Origin of the sequence: Chlorobaculum sp. MV4-Y, from assembly GCF_025244685.1 — a bacterium.
Taxonomy (GTDB): Bacteria; Bacteroidota; Chlorobiia; order Chlorobiales; family Chlorobiaceae; genus Chlorobaculum.
Genome location: NZ_CP104202.1, coordinates 525,801 through 543,480, shown reverse-complemented (window position 1 = coordinate 543,480; position 17,680 = coordinate 525,801). Strand labels below are relative to the sequence as shown.

The window sequence follows — 17,680 nt, the reverse complement described above, 5'->3', positions numbered from 1 at the left end:
TTAGGGAAGGCGCGATTTATTATCGCTATCGAGCTGAAACAAGGGAGATAGAATTTGCTGAACTCAAGAACATTCTTGACAAAGAGAAAGAAAAAGAAAAACTATTATGGATGCAAAATATTCAAAAAATATCAATGATTGGCCCACAAAATGTAAACTTATTTGATACTTATAAGGGAGAGATTACAATTGGCAATGGAAAAATATTATTAGATAAATCCATAATAGATAAAATAAAATTCATAAGAGAAGGAAAATTTGCAGAAAAGGATGGAGATGGCATTCCAACACTGAAATTGATCGGAGAGATTGAAGGGCTAATAGAGCCTGAAATTTCAATCCCATCAGACAGCTTATATCCATTATTTACAAAGGATTTGAAAGAGCAATTAGGCTTGAACAATCATCAAATTAAATGTGTTATCTGGAAACTCAAAGTAAAAGAAAATCAAAAATTTCATACAGAAATAAAATCTGGCAAGAATTCAAATTCCTTACATAAGTATTCGCAATCATTAATCCCGTTGATTAAAAGAATGCTGAATCGAGAAAAATTTTTAGAGTTATGTTTGTCTGATTATAAAGAATCAATAAAAAAGAAATAAAACATATACACACGACGTTAGAGCTACCCGTTATCCTCAGAGAAACACTCTGTAAACCTTATTGTTGTTCGCGTCCGGCACATTTCCAATCGATGCGTCAAGCCGTTCTGCAGGCTTTGGGGTATCGCCTGGCGGTGAGGTTGCAGAGTTTGAACGGCCGTTGTCTGGCACAGGCGGTAAAACATATCTAAAAAGAACAAGGGCGGCCAAAAGAGCCGCCCCTACCATTAACCATTATCCATTATCCACTATCAACTACCCTTCATGCAGCGTGAAGCGCACCGGAATGGTCATCCAGACCCGCACCCTTCTGCCGTTCTGGACTCCAGCCGTGTACTTCGTCTCCATCGCAATACGGATAGCCTCCTTGTCGAACACCGTCTGGTCGCCCGGAATGCGTTTGACGATCTCGGCTTTCATCGGCTTTCCCTCTTCGCTGATGAGTACGCGCACGAAAACCCGGCCTTCAAGACCGGCGATCCTCGCCATTTCGGGGTAGATGAGCCTCGGCGTGCTGACCACCGTCGGCGGATTCTGGCAGTTCACGAACTCCACGACCGTGTCGCACGAACCCGACCCACCACCGCCATCCTGTGAGGCTGGGCCTTGCGTGATCGCCTGCTTGATCTCCTTCTGCGTCGCGAAGGTCTGATCCGGTGGCGCTTCGGCCACCTTCCTGATCTTGCCCACCTTCGGCGCGTCCACCGGCGCGGCAGCCGCCTTCGCCTTCGGCGGCTCGGGCGCAATTGGCGGCGGAGGCGGCAACTGCGTCACGTTGGTGACAATCTCGTAGCACTGAACCGCTACCTGCTTGTCCGAACTGCCGCCAAACAGCCCCATGACGCGGTTCCAGTTTGCGCTGACAAGCCAGAAGAGCGACAGGAGCACCACAGCCACGACCACGCCATGAGTCAGAAACAGATGCGCCTCGCGCCGCAGGGCGAGATTACCGTAGTTAATCCGCCTCAGACGGTCGGTATCGAGGAACTGCTCGCGGAAAGTCCACCGCTGGGCCTTCCTGGCCACCTCTTCATGCACTGTTTGTAACTTTGACGACACCTTCCCGTACTCCTTTTTTCTGGTTCACGAACCGCGCCTTCAGCGCATGGCCAAGGCTTTCCGGATTTCCGCCTCGTCTTGCGGGGTAAAATCGTCGAGGCTGAACCGGTCAATCTTCATCAGGTTGAACTCGTCGATGATATCGACCAGCGATTTGTACTTCGCCTTGCCGCTGATCCTGACGACGATCACCATCTTCCGGTTTCTTCCGGTCTCCTGACGCAACACCTGGCGCAGCTCGCTGCCAAGCGATGCATGGTCGTCGTTGCTGTCGTAGAGCGGCACGCGGCGTGGAGCCGCCTCGCCGAGCGACCAGTAGGCGAAGCCGTCACCGGGCACCCTGAGCGTCATCACGTTCAGCTCCGCCACGGAAACCTCGCCCGTCTCCGGCGGAATGTTGATCTCCATCGTGTTCGACTTGGCAAAAGTCGTCGTCAGCATGAAAAAGGTCAGCAGCAGGAACGCCACGTCCACCATCGGCGTCATGTCGAGTTTGAAACCGAGCCGTTTGCGCTGGCGCTTGCCCCGCTTGGAGCTGCGCCGCTCACCGGGGGAATCGACCATACCCATATCAGCGCACCTCCTTTTCGAGAACGGTCACAAGGTTGAAGTTGAGCAGGTTCATCTTCTTGAACACCCTGATGACATAGTGGACCGCCTCGTAATCGGCCTTGTTGTCCGCCCGGATCACCGGCCTGAGCCGCTGGTCGGCAAAACGCGACATCATGATGTAGCGGGCAAGCTCTTCCTTTTCGATTTTAAAACTGTCGTCGAGCCTGAACTTACCGAGCGAATCGGCCACCGCCGCTTTGGAGGCGCCTGCATTTTCAAGCTTCGGTCTGATGACCGTATCGAAAAGCCGCTCTCTGGTGCGCTGCGACGAGACGCCCATGTAGATCGAGTTGTCCTTCGCGACGGTCACGGTCAGCACGTCGGACTCCGGCAGCTTCATGTTTGAGTGGGACGACGGCAGGTCGATCGTCACCGCTTCCGGCGGACGGAACTTGGTGGTCAGCATGAAGAAGGTCAGCAGCAGAAATGCCACATCGACCATCGGCGTCATGTCGAGCCGGAACCCTACCCTTTTTGCCTTGATTTTGGACATGGTTCGAGATCAGGATTTACTGCTGCCGAGGGTCTGGATGATATAAAAAGCTGCCTCATCAATCTGGTAGCTGAAGTGGTCAACGCGGCTGGTGAAGACGTTGTAGGTCACGATGCCCATGATGCCGCCGAGGATGCCGAGCGCCGTGTTGAAGAGCGCCTCGGAGATGCCGAGCGAAAGCTGCACCGCGTCGGGAGCGCCGCTGGTGGCCATGGCCGCGAAGGCGCGGATCATGCCGAGCGTGGTGCCGAGCAGGCCGACCATCGTCGAGATCGAAGCGATGGTCGAGATGGCAACGAGGTTCTTTTCGAGCAACGGCATCTCCATGACGGTTGCCTCCTCGACCGCCTTCTGCATCTCGCTGATGCGCTTCTCGCGATCGGTCACGTTGTGCGCGGCGAGCATTTTGTAGCGGTCGAGCACCGCACGGAGCACAGCGGAGAGGGAGCTCTGGTGGTCATCGCAGCGGGAGATCGCCTGGTCGATGGAGCCCGAATCGACATCCTGCTTGAGGCTCTGCACGAACTCCGTGATGGAGCCTTTGCCGGAGGCCTTGTTCAGCGCGACGATCCGCTCGACGATGTAGGCGATGACCATCAGGATAAGCGCCATCAGCACCGACACGATCGGTCCGCCTTTCCAAACAGCGTGGAACATGGATTCCGGTGGCGTCGTGCCCATCCAGACATAAAAACCGAGGGATACCGCGTAGGTCACCACAATCAGTATCGCCGTAAAAAATCCCTGCTTCATATGGTTGGTATTGAGATGTTGGAAGTAACGGAATCCATGAAAAAGCCTCTCCGAAATCAAGTCCATCCGGCAGTCATACGTCCAGGAGTTGAAACCTGACCGCCCTCTGAAAACAACGAGGCAAAAAGAGCGGCCATCACTGTGATAATGTAGTAATAAAGCACTGACGCAACAACGAGTCAGGCAAGGAAGCATCGGGAAAATCATCTGGAAAAGCATTTTTTTTCACGAAATCGGCACAAGACGTCTTCTGTTGAAACACGGCTCGCAAGGCATTGCGATTTCGTTATTTTCAATTTATCATAGCATCGAACAAAACGGGAAAAGAATGAGAACATTACAGGCATGATACCGGAACGCATGATTGATGAGGTCCGCCAGAGTACGGACATTGTTGACGTGGTGTCGGATTATGTCAGGCTGCACCCCTCAGGCCGCCATTTCAAGGCGCTCTCGCCCTTCACGCAGGAGAAGACCCCGTCGTTCATCGTCTCGCCCGACAAGCAGCTTTACAAGTGCTTTTCGAGCGGCAAGGGCGGCAACGTCTTCACCTTCGTCATGGAGATGGAGAAGGTGACCTTCCCCGAGGCAGTGGAGATGCTGGCCAAACGCGCGGGAATCGACATCGGCAAATACCAGCAACAGAAGGCCAAAGAAGAGGATAAACGGCAGGCCAGCCAGTTCGACACGCTGCGCTGGGCGGCACGGCTGTTCCACAGCACGCTGCAAAGCGAGGTCGGAGGCGCTGCGCTCGCCTACCTCACCGGCAAGCGGGGACTCGAACCCGGCACAATCCGCCGCTTCGGCCTCGGTTTCGCGCCCGAGTCGTGGGTTCACCTGCTCCATGCGGCGGAGCGGGACGGTGCGCCAGTCGAGCATCTCGTCAGCCTCGGGCTGCTGACGCGCCACCCCAAGCGCAACACGCTGTACGACACCTTCCGCAATCGCGTCATCTTTCCGATTCTGACCATCGGCGGGCAGGTGGCGGGCTTCGGCGGGCGGACGCTGTCGAACGATCCCGAAACGCCCAAGTACATCAACTCACCGGAGAGCGCCACTTTCGAGAAGTCGAAGCTGCTCTACGGAATGCACGCCGCCAAGAACGAAATCCGGCGGCAGGAGACGGCCATTCTCGTCGAAGGGTATATGGATGTGATCGCCATGCACCAGGCGGGCTTCACCAACACGGTCGCCTCATGCGGCACCGCACTCACCCGCTACCAGGCGAAAATCCTGAAGCGCTACACCTCCCGCGTGCTCTTCCTCTACGATGGCGACAACGCGGGCAAAAAATCGATGCTCGCCGGCATCGACATTCTGCTTGCCGAGGGGCTGACGCCGTGGGTGGTGATGCTGCCCGGCGCGGAAGACCCGGACAGCTTTATCCGCAACTATGGCAAGGATGCGTTCCTTGGCGAGCTGGAGAGCGAAAAAAGCTCGTTTCAGGATTTCCAGCTCCGCTGCTATCAGGATGCCGGATGGATGGAGAGCCCCGACACCGCCTCAAAAGCGATTTCTGCCATGACGCGGAGCGTTGCGCTCATCGCCGATCCGGTGCAGAAGGAGCTGTACATCGACGAGCTGTCCAGAAAGCTCGGTCTCAGCCGCCAGACGCTTCGCGAGGTGATGGCCGCGAGCGACACTGGGCGCACATCGCGCGAACCGCGCCAGCGCCGCGACGAACAAGCTCCTCAGCCGCCCGCGCGGCGAGCACCGCTCTCCGTGACGGAGCGCACCTTCCTCGAAGCGCTGCTCGAAAGCACCTTCTACGGCAACGAAGTGCTCGACTTCGCCGCCTCGCATGAATCGATGTTCCACCTCGAACACCCCGACGCGCAAGCGATCTTTGGCCATCTGGTCAGGCGATTCCGCGAAATGGATGACCGCGACGGCCACCTCGACATCACCTCCGAGATCAGCTCCATCGGCATGGAGGAAGCAAGCAACCTCGCCTTCGACATCCTCTTCCGCCTGCCGGTAAACGAAACTACGCGCCTGACCCCCGCCGAACTCGAACAGCACGCCCGCCGCTGCCTCTCTCACTTCCTCGTGGCAGTCAAAACGCTCGTTCTCGAACCATTGCAAAAAGAGAAACAGAGAATTATCGCACAACTCCAGTCAGCCGCCGGCACGCACGAACAGGAACGTTTGTCAAGAGAGCTTCTCGAACACAACAAACAATTTCGCGCGATGGAGCAGGAGGTTGACGAGTCAATCAGGGGGATATTGGGAGAATAAAACCTCGCCCGTTGAACAGCTTATAATAATTGCCTTTTATCTCCGTCCATAAAGCGGAGATAGACCGATCGATCATCTGAACGGAATATCAGAAACTCTTACTTTTGATTCTACATCCGAAACGCCGATTTTTTTCAACTCCCGACAAAAAGTCTCATACATAACATACGGAGATTCTAACGGACCAATAATTAGACTGTCGAATATTTTACAAAAATCAATAGCAGAGAGAATAGGGTCAATCGCAGAATCCAGAGGCATTATATATATATTCCGAGAAACGCCATCCACGTTTTCAACACCTGAAGCAACCAATCGCTCAGAAGTCTCCGATGTAAAGCATTGGGGCAAATAAACACAACGCCACTCGCGCTCCTCCTTGAATTTTTTATGCTTCACACAGAGAACGTTAAGCAGAATCATCGAGACTATTGCAGATGTAACAAGATCCGGGTTCAGGCTTTGAAGGAAGTCTTTATGGTATTCAACATTTTTAATAACCTCACCAAGGTTCAGGTAGCATTGATCTTTCTCAGTGTATAAAACAGGAATAAAAAATATCCGCAAAGCTTGCGAAACAGCTGAAAGAGCTGGAATTTTAAGAACTATGGCTACCGGTGCTGACTTAAGCCCGGAAGTTCTCCACATGGATAATCGGCCCAAATTATTCTCATGTTCATCATGTTCAAAAACCGACAAATAATAAACACCGTCATTCATACCATGAGAATGATTCCTATAAATGTTCATAGCCCTATCAGCAACGCCTGGCAGAATTCCCTGAATACAATTTCTAAATTCAATCCAGCGCTGATTTTTATTTGATACCAGATCGTGCATGATATCAAAGTCATCATGCACTTCCCGGCAATCTGGCATATGAAGAGCATTACGCATCAAAACTCGTTTCTCTCTAATAATATCCAATACCGACTCTGCCGATGTATAATGAACAAACAAGACATCATTACTTATCAAGCCGGAGCTAGAGAAATAATATTGCATCTTTTTATAAGAAAAATTTGGCAAAAATATCTCTTCTAACTTTGCCAGGTCATCATTATAACCACCTGTAGCAAGCCCCGTCTTCGTATTGGACATGGTACCCGTTTTTTCTTGGCAAGCACTTAACCGATGATGATAGTAAATTTATTATTTATAAAAAAGACAAAAAAAGCCGGCATCCACAGAGATGACCGGCCTTTGTAATACGTTGTCGCATATCGCTTAGACGAGCGAGCCGTAGTTGTTGAGCGGGAAGCCAAGGCACAGCTCGCGAACTTCAGCTCTGACGGCCTTGCAGACATCGGCAACGTTGGCGTCGTTGGCAGCGCTGATGACGCGATCGATGAATTCAACGATCTTTTCGGCTTCAGCAACCTTCATGCCACGCGTGGTCATGGCCGGGGTTCCGACGCGGATGCCGCTGGTCACAAACGGTGATTTGTCGTCGAAAGGCACCATATTCTTGTTGACCGTTATGCCCGCTTCGTGCAGAAGGTTTTCGGCCACTTTGCCGGTGACGTTCTTGTTGCGCAAGTCGAGCAGCATGAGGTGGTTCTTCGTGCCGCCGCTGACGATGTGGTAGTCCGCAGCAAGGAACTTCGCGGCCATTGCGGCGGCGTTGTCCTTGATCTGCTGCGCGTAGGCTTTGAACTCGGGCTGAAGCGCTTCGCCGAAGGCGACCGCCTTGCCGGCGATGATGTGCATGAGCGGGCCGCCCTGGATGCCGGGCATCACCTCGGCGTCCATCACCTCGGACATCATCTTGACGCGCGAGCCGTTCTTGGTATTGATGGTCAGGCCGAGCGGATTCTCGAAATCCTTGCCCATCATGATCATACCGCCGCGCGGGCCGCGCAGGGTTTTGTGCGTGGTGGTGGTCACGAAGTGGCAGTGCGGCATCGGGTCGGCGGAGAGGCCCGCGGCGACCAGACCCGCCGGATGGGCGATATCGGCCATGAGCAGCGCGCCGACCTTGTCGGCAACCTCGCGGAACGCCTTGAAGTCGAAACCCTGCGAGTAGGCGCTCGCGCCGGTAATGATGAGCTTCGGCTTGACCCGCATGGCCATCTCCTCGACCTTGTTCATGTCGATGATACCGGTCTCTTTATCGACGCCGTAAGAGTGAGCGTCAAAAAACTGGCCGGAGAAGTTCACCTTGCTACCGTGAGTAAGGTGGCCGCCGTGAGAGAGGTCGAGACCCATGATGGCGTCACCCGGCTTGAGCACGGCGAAAAGCACCGCCATGTTGGCGCTGGAACCGGAGTGAGGCTGCACGTTGACGTACTCGCAGCCGAAAAGCTTTTTGGCGCGGTCGCGGGCCAGGTTCTCGGCCACATCGACGAACTCGCAGCCGCCGTAGTAGCGCTTGCCGGGGTAACCCTCGGCATACTTGTTGGTCATCACCGAACCGCAGGCCTCCATGACAGCCTTGCTGGTGAAGTTCTCCGAAGCGATCAGTTCGAGCGTTTCGGTCTGGCGTTTCGTTTCGCTGGCAATCGCCTCGAAAACGTCGGGGTCGAGCCGTTTCAGAATATCATTATCCATCGTCTTTCCTTCTCCCGGTGGAGGTTAATCTTTTTTGTGCTGTTTCAACTGTTCGTCGGCAAGGCGCTCGAAGAGAATCCGTTCGTTGCCCGAAGCCATTTCAATCATGTGGCCAAGCTTGTCGCGCTTGGTTTGCAGGTAGTTGCGGTTCACCTCGTTCGGGGCGATTTCCAGCGGTACGCGCTCGACGATTTCGAGACCGTATCCTTCGAGACCGACTATCTTTTTCGGGTTGTTGGTCAACAGGCGCATCTTCCTGACACCGAGATCCTGGAGAATCTGTGCGCCGATGCCGTAGTCGCGCAGGTCAGCCTTGAAGCCAAGCTTCTCGTTGGCCTCGACCGTATCAAACCCTTCGTCCTGAAGGTTGTAGGCCTTGAGCTTGTTGATGAGTCCGATACCCCGTCCCTCCTGCATGAGGTAGACCAGCACGCCGCGCCCCTCTTTTTCGATCATGCGCAGAGCGGTTTCGAGCTGGTGGCCGCAGTCACAGCGAAGCGAGCCGAAGGTGTCGCCCGTGGCGCACTGCGAGTGCACGCGGACAAGCACCGGTTCACCGTTGGCAACGTCGCCCTTGACGAAAGCCATGTGGTTCTGCTGATCGACGAGTGTTTCGTAGGCGATGAGCTTGAACTCGCCATGCGCGGTCGGGAGCTTCGACTCGACGGCGCGGTGCACGAGCTTCGACTGCTGCATCCGGTAGGCGACGAGGTCCTTGATGGTGATGAGCTTCATACCGAGCTTTTCCTTGAGCTTGAGCAGCTCGGGAAGGCGGGCCATGCTGCCGTCGTCGTGCAGGATTTCGCAGAGCAGACCGGCGGGCTGACATCCGGCCAGGCGGCAGAGATCGACGGCGGCTTCGGTGTGACCAACCCTGCGAAGCACGCCGCCATCCATCGCGCGAAGTGGAAAAATGTGGCCGGGGCGTGAGAAATCATCCGCCGTACATGACGGATTGGCGATCATCTTGAGGGTCATGTAGCGGTCGTAGGCCGAAATACCGGTGGTGACTCCCTCGGCGATGGCGTCGATGGAAACGGTAAAGTTGGTTTCATGCTGCGAGGTGTTGCGCTGCACCATCGGTTCGAGCTGCAACTCGCGGGCGCGCTGCATGGAAATGGCCACGCAGAGCAGGCCGCGCGCCTCTTTGGTGATGAAGTTCACCATCTCGGGAGTCACATGCTCGGCGGCGGCAATAAAATCGCCTTCATCCTCGCGGTCTTCGTCATCGACGACGATGACCAGCTTGCCGTTTTTGATGTCTTCGAGAGCCGATGCTATGGAATCAAACTTTTTGTCGCTCATCACAAGTATGCTTACTGATGCTTGGTTTACCGGTCAGAAATTACACGAAAAGAGAACAATATTATAGTAAAAAAAACTTAACGAACCGGAGAGGCCACCAATAACTTGTTGACCATAAGATTGTCCGGATCGGGTGGTAACCGGAATCAGAACCGTTACCGGCAGCCATCCTTCAATCATCAGTCCCCTCAACAGATGGGTGGGAGACTTTGAGTTCGGACGCCTTTTTTATTATACTCCGGCGGTTGTAAAGTACGGCCCTGAATTGTTACCTTTGGTGACGCTCTACCAATCATGATTTTCCAATACGACGCTGCATGACCACACCACTCCCTGAACTTTCCGGTGAGGCACAGGCCCTCGCCCTCAGGTTGCCCGCTCCGAAGATGAAGAAAGCCAAGGAGCACGGCTTTTCCGATTTCCAGATCGCCACCATATTCCAGACCAGCGAAGCTGCGGTGCACGAGTTGCGCAGCCACTACGGCGTGGTTTCGGTCTTCAAGACCGTCGATACCTGCGCTGCCGAGTTCGACGCCAAAACCCCGTACCACTACTCGACCTACGACGAAGAGAACGAGTCGGTGCGCTCCGACCGCCAGAAGGTGATCATCCTCGGCGGCGGCCCGAACCGAATCGGCCAGGGCATCGAGTTCGACTACTGCTGCGTGCAGGCGGTCTTCGCCCTTCGAGAGGCCGGGTACGAAACCATCATGGTCAACTGCAACCCCGAGACCGTTTCGACCGACTACGACATCGCCGACAAGCTCTACTTCGAACCGCTCACCTTCGAAGATGTCATCCGCATCATCGAGCACGAGCAGCCACTCGGCGTCATCGTTAGCTTCGGCGGCCAGACGCCGCTCAAGCTTTCGACCAAACTCGACGCGGCTGGCGTGAACATTCTCGGCACTTCGTCCAAAGGCATCGACCTGGCCGAAGACCGCAAAAAGTTCGGCGCACTGCTCGAAAAGCTCGACATCCCGCACCCAGAATACGGCACGGCAACCACCTTCGCCGAAGCGCAGGAGATCACCAACAGGATCGGCTACCCGGTACTCGTCAGGCCCAGCTACGTGCTTGGCGGTCGCGCCATGAAGATCATCTACAACGACGACTCGCTCAAAGAGTACGTTGACCAGGCGCTCTTCATCACCGAGAAGTATCCGCTGCTCATCGACCGCTTCCTCGAAACCGCCGTCGAGTTCGACATCGACGCGCTGGCCGACAGCACCGATTGCGTCATTAGCGGCATCATGCAACACGTCGAGGCCGCCGGTATCCACAGCGGCGACTCCACCTCGATTCTGCCTTACTACAACATCGACCCGGCAGCCATCGCCACCATGAAGGAGTACACGCGCAAACTCGCAGAACACATCGGCGTCGTCGGCCTGATGAACGTACAGTACGCCGTGCAGAACGGCAAGGTGTACGTCATCGAGGTCAACCCGCGCGCCAGCCGTACCGTGCCTTTCGTGGGCAAGGCCACGGCGATTCCGGTGGTCAAGATCGCCACGCGCATCATGCTCGGCGAAAAGCTCAGCGACCTGCGCAAGGAGTTCAACCTGAAGGATTGCGACGAGCTTGGCCTAAAGCACATGGCCATCAAGGAACCTGTTTTCCCCTTCTCGAAGTTTGTCAAGTCCGGCGTCTATCTTGGCCCCGAAATGCGCTCCACCGGCGAAGCGATGAGCCTTGCCGAATCCTTCCCCGAAGCGTTCGCCAAAGCCTACCAGGCAGCCAACATGCACCTGCCGCTCTCCGGGACGGTCTTCATCAGCGTGAACGAGCAGGACAAAAACCAGCGCATCATCAACATCGCCCGTGAGCTCTACCGCATGGACTTCGATCTGGTGGCCACCGCCGGAACCCACGCATTCCTAACGAAGCACGGCATCGAGTGCAAGAAGATTTTCAAGGTTGGCGAAGAGGGACGTCCGAACATCTTCGACATCATCAAGCTCGGCAAGATCGATTTCGTGATCAACACGCCGAGAGGCGAAAAAGCGCTGCACGACGAGGAGGCCATCGGTTCAGCGTCGGTGCAGAGCGGCGTGCCCTTCGTCACCACCATCGAAGCCGCTGAGGCGTCTGTGCGGGCGATGGACTGCATCCGCCGCCAGCAGTTCGGCGTCAAGAGCCTGCAAGAGTACGCCGCCTATCGCAATCAATAATTTCCAGGACAAAGCGCCGGGCATTTTCACCGATGCCCGGCTTTTCGCTCTCCCTCGGCCCGGCGATATTCAGTACACCGATTCCATTTGCCCCTATCCACTCAACCACCGTCCCGGCATCCGCTCTTCCGTCCAGATCGACAATCATGCAAGCTCGCCCGTAACGCCGCGCGTACTCGACCGTGAGTTTCGTGCCGCCCGCGAGCGGGCCTGAAGTCAGCACAAGCGTCGCGTCCGAGTCGTGGACGTTCCATGCGGTTCTGACGGCATACCGGGAGTAAGGCGTCTCGACAAGCCGATACTTTTCCGGAATCACGCCATCCTCAGCTCTCCTGCCTCTCGGACACCACCCGCCATGCACGAAACCGGCGGCGATGGCCGCGTCGAGCGCCCCGCGATCCACTCCGGCCTGCCCGCCCGAAACGATCATCGACAGGCCGCCGCAACCCGATCTTCCGGGAATCCTCCTCATTATCACCGCCGTTCATTATCTTGCGCTGTTTCAAATTGTTCAACCGTCACCGACATCAATCACTCTCATGTCAACGTCACCGACCATTGCCGCGCTTCTCGACGAATCGATACAGCTCGAACTCAATCTTGCGAAACTTTACACCCTCTTCAACGACCATTTCGAAGAGGACGAAGAGTTCTGGTGGGAGCTCTCGATGGAGGAACGCAGCCATGCCGCCCTGCTCCAGCAGGAGAAAAAACAGCCGCAGCCGTTGCAGTTTTTCCCAGAAAATCTCCTCGCCAAAGACCTCGACGCCCTGAAGGCAAACAATGCCAAGATCCTCGCCGAGGCGGAGCGCTTCGCGACCTCGCCGTTCTCGCGGGAAGAGGCGCTGAACCTCGCGCTGCACATCGAGATGTCCGCCGGAGAGGCACACTTCCAGGAGTTCATGGACAGCGACACCGGCTCGCTGACCGCCGATATTTTCAAGCAGCTCGCCAGCGAAGACCAGAACCACGCCAAGCGTATCCGCGAGTACATGAAGGAGCATGGCGTCAGGGAGGAACAGCTCTCGTGAACGACAGAATACTGAAACGATCTGCCGCCCTTCACGGTTGAGATGCATCAGATAACGTCAACTATTGCATAGTCAAACATCATCAACCGCAGGAGAAATGCCCATGTTCAGTCAGAAACTTCAGCAGGCATTTAACGAGCAGATCAACCACGAGATGGCTTCGGCCTACCTTTATCTGTCGATGGCTGCCTACGCCCATTCGATGAATCTTCCCGGATTCGCGCACTGGCTCGAACTCCAGTACAAGGAGGAGCAGGGCCATGCCATGAAGCTTTACAAATTCGTCAACGAACGTGGCGGCAAAGTGGAACTGCTCCCCATCGCCCAGCCAGCGTCGGACTTCAAATCCCCTTCCCACCTGTTCGAGGAGGTGCTGGGCCACGAGCGGAAAATCACCGGCCTGATCAACCGCCTCTACGAAACCGCCATGAAGGAGAAGGATTACGCCGCCCAGGTGCTCCTGCACTGGTTCATCGAAGAGCAGGTCGAGGAGGAGGCCGCTGCCAGCGAAATTCTTGAAACAATCCGCATGGCGGGTGAAAAAGGGCATGCCCTGATCATGATGGACCGTCAGCTCGCTCGGCGCGGCATGAACTGATCGCATGACGAAAATTCCTCCGCCGCAACGTCAATTCGAGCCCTGGCATTAGTCAGGGTTCTTTTTTTCTCTCCATTCTCCGTATTCAGAAAAAGCACCCGCTACTTTTTGAGCGCAAGATTGACGAAGCGATGCGACCACCGTCCCTCCACGCCAATCGTCAGTTCGCCGTAGCGTTCGGGAGAGTAGCGGAAACTTCCGCCATTGATGAAGTGCAAGGCGCCTGCCTGATAGACCTGAAAACGGTGAAAATGACCGTGCAGCACCAGCTTTGCACCGAGATTCGTCATCGACTTGAGATATTCTTCACGGTTCTTGAACTCCATCGTCCAGTCAAACGCCTGATCGACCAGGGCGCCGGTGCCATAAATCTTGTAGGCGTGATGGCAAAGGCCGATGATGAAGGTATCGTCAAGAACCTGCCGAACACCCGGCTCCTGAAGCGCCCTGAGCGTTTCAGGCGAAACGCTGCCCCGCGCGCCTGCCGGATTGTCCAGCCCCGACCACGGCGCGACCGTATTGACCGCCACGAACGAAAGTGAAATCTCGCCGAAACGCATCACCTTGACGAAAGGCACGCCCGCCGAAGCATCGCCATCATCGGTAATGAGCGGACGGAATATAGCGTTAAACTGCCGAAGCCGTTCATCAACCCGGCGCTGGCGGCTCCGGTCATCAGGATTGAGCGCGTTATAGAAGCGCATCTCCTCCTCAAGGTCGATCAGGTCGTGATTGCCCGGTATCACCGTGGTTTTCCCCCAGTCAAACAGATCGTGCCGCACGAGAGCATCCCGGATGATCGTCCAGAGCGCAGGTGAAGCCGTGTCGATGAGGTCGCCGGTCATCACGAGATGATCGTATTTCAGACGGACGAACTCGCCAAGCATGGTGTCGAGCCTTGCCGTCAGATAACGGTCGTTCTTGCTTGCAAAGTGCAGATCTGAAAGATGCGCAATGGTTACTTTCTTATCAAAGGACACTGAGCAATGTGGATTTATAGATTGAAAGATTTAAATTTAGCAAATAAACCAAGGAATCTGGCTGGATTGGATCTTCTCTGTGAATCCCGACGCCCCCTTCATCCCGGCATCCTCCTCAGGGACGCAGTTCTGTAAGATACTCCGTTTTCTGAACCTGCACCACCTGAGGAACGAGGCAAAATCTACAAATCCAACATGTCAAAAAGCATTTCCGCCGTAAAAAAACTCTCCCGGAACCTCTGGTGGTCATGGGATACCGAGGCCAAATCTCTTTTCAAAAACCTCTCGCCACTTCTCTGGGAACGGGTCAATCACAATCCGGTCGAGCTGCTCAGACATATTTCGGCCGATGAACTCGAGGCACGATGCGCCTGCGAACTCAGCAGCACGATCGACGATGTGACCAAACGGTTCGAAGATTACATGACCGAAAAGAACACCTGGGCAGCCGAACACGCTCCCCAGCTTGTTTCCAGCCCGGTCGCCTACTTCAGCGCTGAATTTGGCGTTCACGAAAGCCTCCGCATCTACTCGGGCGGCCTCGGCATCCTCTCGGGCGACCACATCAAGTCCGCAAGCGACCTGGGCCTCAATTTCATTGGCATCTCTCTTTTCTACAAGGAGGGCTATTTCCGCCAGTACCTCAATCACGACGGCTGGCAGATCGAGGATTATCCGCTGCAATACCCCGAAAGCCTACCCATCGAGAAGGTCACAACCGCGGATGGAAAGGATCTGATCATCGAAGTCATCATCGCCCAGAGCACCGTCTTTGCCCAGGCATGGAGCCTGAAGGTCGGACGCGCCACGCTCTACCTGCTCGACACCAATATCCCGTCCAATGAAATGCATTATCGCGATATCTGCTCGAGGGTCTATGGCGGCGACCAGAACATGAGGATCAATCAGGAGATTCTGTTGGGCATCGGCGGCATCAAGCTGCTCAAAGAGCTCAAGATCGAACCTGCTGTCTATCACATGAACGAAGGCCACTCGGCATTCCTGACGCTCGAACTGCTTGCCGATGAAATCGCCAGGGGAAACACTTTCGATGAGGCAAAGGCCAAGGTCAAAGAGCAGTGCGTCTTCACCACGCACACGCCCGTTCCGGCTGGCCACGACCGTTTTTCGAGGGACATGATGCAGTACACCTTCTCGAAGTACGTGGCGCTCTGTGGCATGGAGATGGAGGAGGTTCTGAGACTCGGAGCCGAAAATCCGGCAGACACCTCGGGGCTCTTCACCATGACGGTGCTCGCCCTCAGGCTCTCGCGCTGCGCCAACGGCGTCTCGAAGCTGCACGGCGAGGTTTCACGCGAGATGTGGAAGCATCTCTACTCAACCGGCGACCCGAAAGAGGTGCCGATCGGCCATATCACCAACGGCATCCATACCAAAAGCTGGAGCAGCGGCTTCACCGAACGGTTCTGGAAACACCATGCAAAAAGCCTCGATGAGCTGTTTGCTTCGAGAGAGTCTGCCGAAGCGGTGCTGGCAAGAATTTCAGACGAAGAGCTGTGGTGTCTGCGCTACCAGCTGAAGCGTAATCTCATGGATTATATTTCGCGCTACCTGTCGAACCAGCTCTACCACCAGCACCAGTACACCACCCCGTACAAGCCAGCAGACTCCTCCCGGTCGGCAAAGAGCGCACTTTCGCCAGATGTGCTGACTATCGGCTTCGCCCGGCGCTTCGCCACCTACAAACGCGCACCACTGATTTTCCAGGATCTCGACCGGCTCAACGCCATCGTCAACCACCCGAACATGCCGGTACAAATCGTTTTTGCGGGCAAGGCCCATCCGCACGACGACGCGGGCAAGGAGTACATCCGCCAGATCGTCGAGCACTCGCACCGCCCGCAGTTCCTCGGCAAGGTGGTCTTCCTCGAGAACTACAACATCGGCGTGGCCAAGCGTCTCGTTTCCGGTGTCGATGTCTGGCTGAACAACCCGGTCAGGCCAATGGAGGCCAGCGGTACCTCAGGCCAGAAAACGGTGCTGCACGGCGGTCTGAACCTGAGCATCATGGACGGCTGGTGGTGTGAGGCATACAACGGCACCAACGGCTGGTCGATCGGCAGCGGCGAAGAGTACGACAACTATGAAGAACAGTACCGCTTCGACGCAAACAAACTGTATGAAGTACTCGAAAACCAGATCATCCCGACCTTCTACGAGCGCAACGAGAACAACCTTCCGGTAAGGTGGCTGAAGAGCATTCGCAGCGCCATCGCGACCATCGCGCCGGTTTACAACACCGACCGCATGGTCAAGGAGTACACCATGCGCTACTACCTCAAGGAGCCGCGTCCCTGAGCCATCGAAACAGCATCATGACCTCATCATCGACAACAACGACCATGAACTCCCCTGCCGCCGTGAGCCTCGGCAGGGGTCTTGACCTCCGCTCGCCGGTCATGCTCGCTTCCGGCACCGTTTCGTACGGCGAGGAGCTTTCGCAACTGTGCGACCTTTCGAAAATTGGCGGTCTGGTCACCAAAGCCATTTCGCCCGAACCCAGGACAGGCAATCCGCCGCAACGCATCGCCGAGACCTCGTGTGGCATGATCAACGCCATCGGCCTGGCTAATGTGGGTCTCGACAAGTTTGTTTCGGATAAAGTGCCGTTTTTGCAGACGCTTGACACGCAGGTGATCGTCAACATCGCGGGCAAATCGATTGACGACTACTGCCAGGTGGTCGAGCGGCTCAACACAGTCGAGGGCATCGCCGCCTACGAACTGAACCTCTCGTGCCCGAACGTCAAGGGCGAGTGCATGATCATGGGTGTCAGCCCCGACGCGACGCGCGAGATCGTCTCGATGCTGCGCAAGCAGACCGGGCGGCATCTGATGGTCAAGCTCACGCCGAACGTCACCTCGATCAGCGCCATCGCACTCGCCGCCGAAGAGGCAGGCGCGGACTCGGTGTCGCTCATCAATACCGTGGTCGGCATGGCGGTGGACTACCGCACCGGCAAGCCGCTGCTGAAGAACGTTACCGGCGGCCTCTCCGGCCCGGCGATCAAGCCGATAGCGCTGGCCAAGGTGTGGGAGGTGTCGCGGGCCGTGAAGATTCCGGTGATCGGCATGGGCGGTATCGCCTCGTTCGCCGACGCAATGGAGTTTCTGCTCGTCGGTGCCAGCGCTATCCAGATCGGCACGATGAACTTCGTTTACCCAGACATCGGCGAAAAGATCGCCGTGGCGATCGACGAATTCTTCTCGCAGCCTGACGCTCCGGCATTTCAGGAGTATGTCGGCAGCCTGATCGTTTAGT

General features: G+C 55.7%; 16 protein-coding genes. 7 read left to right on the top strand and 9 right to left on the bottom strand.

Annotation, left to right across the window (positions count from 1 at the left end; translation table 11 throughout):
* The first annotated feature begins 110 nt into the window (after positions 1-110).
* Entirely contained in the window at positions 111-605 is a 495-nt protein-coding gene (locus NY406_RS02570; protein WP_260535245.1) for a hypothetical protein, read from the top strand.
* A gap of 255 nt (positions 606-860) precedes the next feature.
* Here NY406_RS02570 and NY406_RS02565 read toward each other — a convergent pair whose 3' ends face one another.
* The 4 genes from NY406_RS02565 to NY406_RS02550 are packed head-to-tail and all read right to left on the bottom strand — an operon-like array spanning position 861 to position 3,522.
* The gene (locus NY406_RS02565; protein ID WP_260535243.1) at positions 861-1,664 is read right to left on the bottom strand and encodes an energy transducer TonB; all 804 of its coding nucleotides are present in this window, start codon (positions 1,662-1,664) and stop codon (positions 861-863) included.
* A 39-nt stretch (positions 1,665-1,703) separates the two neighbouring features.
* The gene (locus tag NY406_RS02560) at positions 1,704-2,234 is read right to left on the bottom strand and encodes an ExbD/TolR family protein (protein WP_260535241.1); all 531 of its coding nucleotides are present in this window, start codon (positions 2,232-2,234) and stop codon (positions 1,704-1,706) included.
* A gap of 1 nt (position 2,235) precedes the next feature.
* On the bottom strand, positions 2,236-2,769 hold the full coding sequence (locus NY406_RS02555; RefSeq protein ID WP_260535239.1) for an ExbD/TolR family protein: 534 nt from the start codon (positions 2,767-2,769) through the stop codon (positions 2,236-2,238).
* A 9-nt stretch (positions 2,770-2,778) separates the two neighbouring features.
* A complete protein-coding gene (locus NY406_RS02550; RefSeq protein ID WP_260535237.1) occupies positions 2,779-3,522 on the bottom strand; it encodes a MotA/TolQ/ExbB proton channel family protein in 744 nt (247 codons plus the stop codon).
* 360 nt (positions 3,523-3,882) lie between these two features.
* Here NY406_RS02550 and dnaG point away from each other — a divergent pair, with 360 nt between their 5' ends.
* Positions 3,883-5,760 carry a DNA primase gene (dnaG, locus tag NY406_RS02545; RefSeq protein WP_411267085.1) on the top strand — a complete coding sequence of 626 codons (1,878 nt, stop codon included), beginning with the start codon at positions 3,883-3,885 and terminating at the stop codon, positions 5,758-5,760.
* A gap of 72 nt (positions 5,761-5,832) precedes the next feature.
* On the opposite strand, the gene NY406_RS02540 is transcribed toward dnaG, so the two are convergent.
* From NY406_RS02540 to NY406_RS02530, 3 genes are all read right to left on the bottom strand, one after another.
* Entirely contained in the window at positions 5,833-6,861 is a 1,029-nt protein-coding gene (locus NY406_RS02540; RefSeq protein WP_260535233.1) for a DUF2971 domain-containing protein, read from the bottom strand.
* Positions 6,862-6,987: 126 nt separating this feature from the next.
* The gene (gene glyA, locus NY406_RS02535; RefSeq protein WP_260535231.1) at positions 6,988-8,310 is read right to left on the bottom strand and encodes a serine hydroxymethyltransferase; all 1,323 of its coding nucleotides are present in this window, start codon (positions 8,308-8,310) and stop codon (positions 6,988-6,990) included.
* A 24-nt stretch (positions 8,311-8,334) separates the two neighbouring features.
* Positions 8,335-9,615 (bottom strand): bifunctional 3,4-dihydroxy-2-butanone-4-phosphate synthase/GTP cyclohydrolase II, encoded by a 1,281-nt coding sequence (locus tag NY406_RS02530; RefSeq protein WP_260535229.1) that lies wholly within the window; start codon positions 9,613-9,615, stop codon positions 8,335-8,337.
* A 317-nt stretch (positions 9,616-9,932) separates the two neighbouring features.
* Between NY406_RS02530 and carB the strand changes: the two genes are divergently transcribed.
* Positions 9,933-11,789 (top strand): carbamoyl-phosphate synthase large subunit, encoded by a 1,857-nt coding sequence (carB, locus tag NY406_RS02525; RefSeq protein ID WP_260535227.1) that lies wholly within the window; start codon positions 9,933-9,935, stop codon positions 11,787-11,789.
* Here the strand turns inward: carB and NY406_RS02520 are convergent.
* Positions 11,749-12,261: a putative molybdenum carrier protein gene (locus NY406_RS02520; protein ID WP_260535225.1), complete on the bottom strand. Its 513-nt coding sequence runs from the start codon at positions 12,259-12,261 to the stop codon at positions 11,749-11,751. The two genes, carB and NY406_RS02520, sit on opposite strands and share 41 nt — an antisense overlap.
* Positions 12,262-12,328: 67 nt before the next feature.
* Here NY406_RS02520 and NY406_RS02515 point away from each other — a divergent pair, with 67 nt between their 5' ends.
* Both NY406_RS02515 and NY406_RS02510 read left to right on the top strand, forming a co-directional pair.
* Positions 12,329-12,820 carry a rubrerythrin family protein gene (locus NY406_RS02515; RefSeq protein WP_260535223.1) on the top strand — a complete coding sequence of 164 codons (492 nt, stop codon included), beginning with the start codon at positions 12,329-12,331 and terminating at the stop codon, positions 12,818-12,820.
* 103 nt (positions 12,821-12,923) lie between these two features.
* Positions 12,924-13,418, top strand: coding sequence for a ferritin (locus tag NY406_RS02510; protein ID WP_260535221.1), 495 nt, complete (start codon positions 12,924-12,926; stop codon positions 13,416-13,418).
* Positions 13,419-13,519: 101 nt separating this feature from the next.
* On the opposite strand, the gene NY406_RS02505 is transcribed toward NY406_RS02510, so the two are convergent.
* Entirely contained in the window at positions 13,520-14,398 is an 879-nt protein-coding gene (locus NY406_RS02505) for a metallophosphoesterase family protein (RefSeq protein ID WP_260535219.1), read from the bottom strand.
* 195 nt (positions 14,399-14,593) lie between these two features.
* On the opposite strand from NY406_RS02505, the gene glgP reads away from it, so the two are divergent.
* Positions 14,594-16,717 carry an alpha-glucan family phosphorylase gene (gene glgP, locus NY406_RS02500; protein ID WP_260535217.1) on the top strand — a complete coding sequence of 708 codons (2,124 nt, stop codon included), beginning with the start codon at positions 14,594-14,596 and terminating at the stop codon, positions 16,715-16,717.
* Between the two features lie 17 nt (positions 16,718-16,734).
* Positions 16,735-17,679, top strand: a complete 945-nt coding sequence (locus NY406_RS02495; protein ID WP_260535215.1) for a dihydroorotate dehydrogenase — start codon at positions 16,735-16,737, stop codon at positions 17,677-17,679.
* Position 17,680: the final 1 nt, after the last annotated feature.

Excerpts from the sequence above, each read along its gene's own strand:
- NY406_RS02570 (WP_260535245.1), top strand. The coding sequence starts at position 111 with ATGCAAAATATTCAAAAAATATCAATGATTGGCCCACAAAATGTAAAC.
- NY406_RS02560 (WP_260535241.1), bottom strand. The coding sequence starts at position 2,234 with ATGGGTATGGTCGATTCCCCCGGTGAGCGGCGCAGCTCCAAGCGGGGC.
- NY406_RS02555 (WP_260535239.1), bottom strand. The coding sequence starts at position 2,769 with ATGTCCAAAATCAAGGCAAAAAGGGTAGGGTTCCGGCTCGACATGACG.
- NY406_RS02550 (WP_260535237.1), bottom strand. The coding sequence starts at position 3,522 with ATGAAGCAGGGATTTTTTACGGCGATACTGATTGTGGTGACCTACGCG.
- dnaG (WP_411267085.1), top strand. The coding sequence starts at position 3,883 with ATGATTGATGAGGTCCGCCAGAGTACGGACATTGTTGACGTGGTGTCG.
- NY406_RS02540 (WP_260535233.1), bottom strand. The coding sequence starts at position 6,861 with ATGTCCAATACGAAGACGGGGCTTGCTACAGGTGGTTATAATGATGAC.
- glyA (WP_260535231.1), bottom strand. The coding sequence starts at position 8,310 with ATGGATAATGATATTCTGAAACGGCTCGACCCCGACGTTTTCGAGGCG.
- NY406_RS02530 (WP_260535229.1), bottom strand. The coding sequence starts at position 9,615 with ATGAGCGACAAAAAGTTTGATTCCATAGCATCGGCTCTCGAAGACATC.
- carB (WP_260535227.1), top strand. The coding sequence starts at position 9,933 with ATGACCACACCACTCCCTGAACTTTCCGGTGAGGCACAGGCCCTCGCC.
- NY406_RS02520 (WP_260535225.1), bottom strand. The coding sequence starts at position 12,261 with ATGAGGAGGATTCCCGGAAGATCGGGTTGCGGCGGCCTGTCGATGATC.
- NY406_RS02515 (WP_260535223.1), top strand. The coding sequence starts at position 12,329 with ATGTCAACGTCACCGACCATTGCCGCGCTTCTCGACGAATCGATACAG.
- NY406_RS02510 (WP_260535221.1), top strand. The coding sequence starts at position 12,924 with ATGTTCAGTCAGAAACTTCAGCAGGCATTTAACGAGCAGATCAACCAC.
- glgP (WP_260535217.1), top strand. The coding sequence starts at position 14,594 with ATGTCAAAAAGCATTTCCGCCGTAAAAAAACTCTCCCGGAACCTCTGG.
- NY406_RS02495 (WP_260535215.1), top strand. The coding sequence starts at position 16,735 with ATGACCTCATCATCGACAACAACGACCATGAACTCCCCTGCCGCCGTG.